Origin of the sequence: Mycolicibacter senuensis, assembly GCF_003284925.1 — a bacterium.
Classification (GTDB): Bacteria; Actinomycetota; Actinomycetes; order Mycobacteriales; family Mycobacteriaceae; genus Mycobacterium; species Mycobacterium algericum_A.
Window position 1 is genome coordinate 1 of sequence record NZ_QMEX01000240.1, and the last position, 2,992, is coordinate 2,992.

The 2,992-nt window shown below is 69.5% G+C and carries 3 protein-coding genes and 2 pseudogenes; 3 read left to right on the forward strand and 2 right to left on the reverse strand.

Annotated features, from left to right (window positions below; genetic code table 11):
- Positions 1-125: pseudogene (locus DQP56_RS23455) on the forward strand (Holliday junction branch migration DNA helicase RuvB); the annotation flags it as partial.
- A 9-nt stretch (positions 126-134) separates the two neighbouring features.
- Here the strand turns inward: DQP56_RS23455 and gabT are convergent.
- Positions 135-1,481 carry a 4-aminobutyrate--2-oxoglutarate transaminase gene (gene gabT / locus DQP56_RS23460; RefSeq protein ID WP_112689454.1) on the reverse strand — a complete coding sequence of 449 codons (1,347 nt, stop codon included), beginning with the start codon at positions 1,479-1,481 and terminating at the stop codon, positions 135-137.
- Positions 1,482-1,512: 31 nt separating this feature from the next.
- On the reverse strand, positions 1,513-1,833 hold the full coding sequence (locus DQP56_RS23465; protein ID WP_083037428.1) for a hypothetical protein: 321 nt from the start codon (positions 1,831-1,833) through the stop codon (positions 1,513-1,515).
- 173 nt (positions 1,834-2,006) lie between these two features.
- Between DQP56_RS23465 and yajC the strand changes: the two genes are divergently transcribed.
- Positions 2,007-2,315: a preprotein translocase subunit YajC gene (gene yajC, locus DQP56_RS23470; RefSeq protein WP_112689456.1), complete on the forward strand. Its 309-nt coding sequence runs from the start codon at positions 2,007-2,009 to the stop codon at positions 2,313-2,315.
- A gap of 217 nt (positions 2,316-2,532) precedes the next feature.
- Positions 2,533-2,992, forward strand: a pseudogene (locus tag DQP56_RS23475) (protein translocase subunit SecD); the annotation flags it as partial.

Below are 2,992 nucleotides of genomic sequence, written 5' to 3' on the forward strand. Positions count from 1 at the left end.
CGCCGCGGGGCCGCGTCGCGACGCCGGCGGCCTGGACGCATCTGGGCATGGTCCCGCCGGCCGGAGCCGCCGGGCTGGGGATACCGCCCGGCTACGGGGAGCAGGGACTGTTCGACACCGACTGAGCGGCCCGGTTACAGCTTGCCCAGCTCGCCGGCCAGCACGTCCAACCCCTCGGCCAGCAGTTCGTCGCTGATGGTCAGCGGCGGTAGCAACCGCAACACATTGCCGAACGTGCCGCAGGTCAACACGATCACGCCGGCCCGGTGGCAGGCCGACGCCAGCGCCTTGGTCAGCTCCGCATCCGGTTCGGTGCTGTCACGCCGTACCAACTCGACGGCGATCATGGCGCCGCGGCCGCGAACATCGGCGACGCGGCCATCGCCGGCCTGCAGCCGGCCCAGTCTCTCGAACGCCAGCCGCTCGATCTGCCGGGCGCGTCCCACCAGATCGTCGGCTGCCACGGTGGCGAACGCCCCCAGCGCCGCCGCACACGCCAGCGGGTTACCGCCGAAGGTCCCGCCCAGGCCGCTGACGTGGGGAGCGTCCATGATCTCGGCACGGCCGGTGACTGCCGCCAGCGGCAGCCCGCCACCGATACCCTTGGCGGTGCAGATCAGGTCGGGCTCGATGGGTTCGTGTTCGCAGGCGAACATCGCCCCGGTGCGCGCGAACCCGGTCTGCACCTCGTCGGCGATGAACACCACGTCGTTGTCGCGGCACCATGACAACAGTGCGGGCAGGAATCCCGGTGCCGGAACGATGAACCCGCCCTCGCCCTGGATCGGTTCGATGACCAGCGCGGCCAGGTTGTGGGCGCCGATCTGGTTCTCCAGGACCGCGATGGTGCGCTCGGCGGCCCGCTCGCCGTCGCTGCCCAACTCTTTGTCGATCAGGGCGTCACGGTAGGGGTAGGAGGTCGGTGCGCGGTAGATGTCGGGCGCGAACGGCCCGAACCCGCTCTTGTACGGCATCGACTTGGCCGTCAGTGCCATCGTCAGGTTGGTGCGGCCGTGGTAGCCGTGGTCGAACGCCACCACCGCCGACTTGCGGGTGTAGGAGCGGGCGATCTTGACGGCGTTCTCCAGGGCTTCGGCGCCGGAATTGAGTAGCAGCGACCGCTTCTCATGGGCGCCGGGGGTGAGCCGGTTCAGCGCTTCGGCGACGGCCACATACCCCTCGTAGGGGGTGACCATGAAGCAGGTGTGGGTGAATTCGCCGGCCTGCTCGCGCACCCCTTCGACCACGCGCGGTGCGGCGTTGCCGACGGTGGTCACCGCGATGCCCGAACCCAGATCGATCAGCCGGTTGCCGTCGACATCCTCGACGATGCCCCCGCCGGCGCGGGCCGCGTAGACCGGCAGCGTGCTGGCCACGCCGCGAGCGACGGCCGCCGCGCGGCGGCTTGCCAGCCGCACCGAACCGGGGCCGGGAATCTCGGTGGCCAGGTGACGGCTCTGCTGCAAGGGCGATACAGACATGGGCTGTCTCCTCAGCGGTTGTTGCGGCGGTTCAGACTTGGCCGAGTGGCCGGCAGGCGTTGCCGAACGGGTTCCACCATTCGCCGGGCGGGCAGTCCAGCGGCGTGGGCCCTTGGCCGAGCGGCATGCAGGTGTTGGTGCTCGGCTCCCAGTACTGGCCTTCCGCGCAGTCGAGCGGCGTGGGGCCCTGGCCGAGTGGCATGCAGGTGTTGGTGCTCGGCTCCCAATACTGACCACCCGGGCAGTCCAGCGGTGCCGCCGATCCGACGGCGGGCATCGCGATCGCACCTACGGCCAGCGGGGCTGCCGCCAGCGCAACGGCGGTAGCCAGACCACACGCGAAATTCCTCATCGCCGACCTTCCCTCAAGACTCCTGACGCCTGATTTCTCCCACAGCCTAGGGGGCCAACCGCGGTACCGACTCGGAGTCGTGCGACACAATGGCAGACTGTTGTCATCAGCCGCCGTCACTCGTGAACCGGCGCGCAAGACCAGTACCTGAACTCGAAGGATCGGTTGTCGTCATGAATAGCATGGTTGCCTTCCTGCCGCTGCTCATCGTCATGGGCGCGTTTATGTTCTTCGCCTCGCGTCGGCAGAAGCGTGCGATGCAGGCCACCATCGACCTGCACGAGTCACTGCGGGTGGGGGACCGGGTCCACACCACCTCGGGCATGGAAGCCACGATCACCGGTATCACCGATGACAACGTTGATCTGGAGATCGCGCCCGGCGTGGTGACCACCTGGATGAAGCTGGCGATCCGCGACAAGATCGAGCCGGAGGACTTCACCGCCGACGCGGCGATCGAGCAGGCCACCGAAGACGCCTAGCGGCGATCGCGAGCGCGGCGGAGCCGGGCGCAGCGGGTCGTCGCCATGAGCCCGGACGCCGACGCGCCCAACGCCCGCCCGACGAGCGGGCCCGGCGGCCGGGCACGTACCCTTTTGCGGGTGCAGTCGAACTGATCGTCGGGAACGGACCGAGCGCGGACCAGCCCCGACGACCGCGAGTGCGCATCGTGCAATGAGCGAAGGAGACTGAAGCAACGTGGCATCGCCTTCGGCGCCGGTGCGCCCTGCCCGCAGTCTGGCGGTGTTCCTGGCAATGCTCATCGGTGTCTACCTGCTGGTGTTCCTGACCGGAGACAAGCTGGCCGAGCCGAAACTCGGCATTGACCTGCAGGGCGGCACCCGCGTGACGCTCACCGCCCGCACCCCGGACGGCTCCGCCCCGACCCGTGACGCGCTCAACCAGGCGCAGCAGATCATCAGCGCGCGCGTGAACGGTCTGGGCGTGTCCGGCTCCGAGGTCATCATCGACGGCAGCAACCTGGTCATCACGGTGCCCGGCAGCGATGGCAACGAAGCGCGCACCCTCGGGCAGACGGCCCGGCTCTACATCAGGCCGGTGATCAGCGGGGTGTCGGTGGAGGAAGCCAAGCAGGCCGGCGGCGGTCAGCTGCCGGGCCTCCCCGGCGGACCCCGGCAACCCGGCCTGCCGCCGGGAA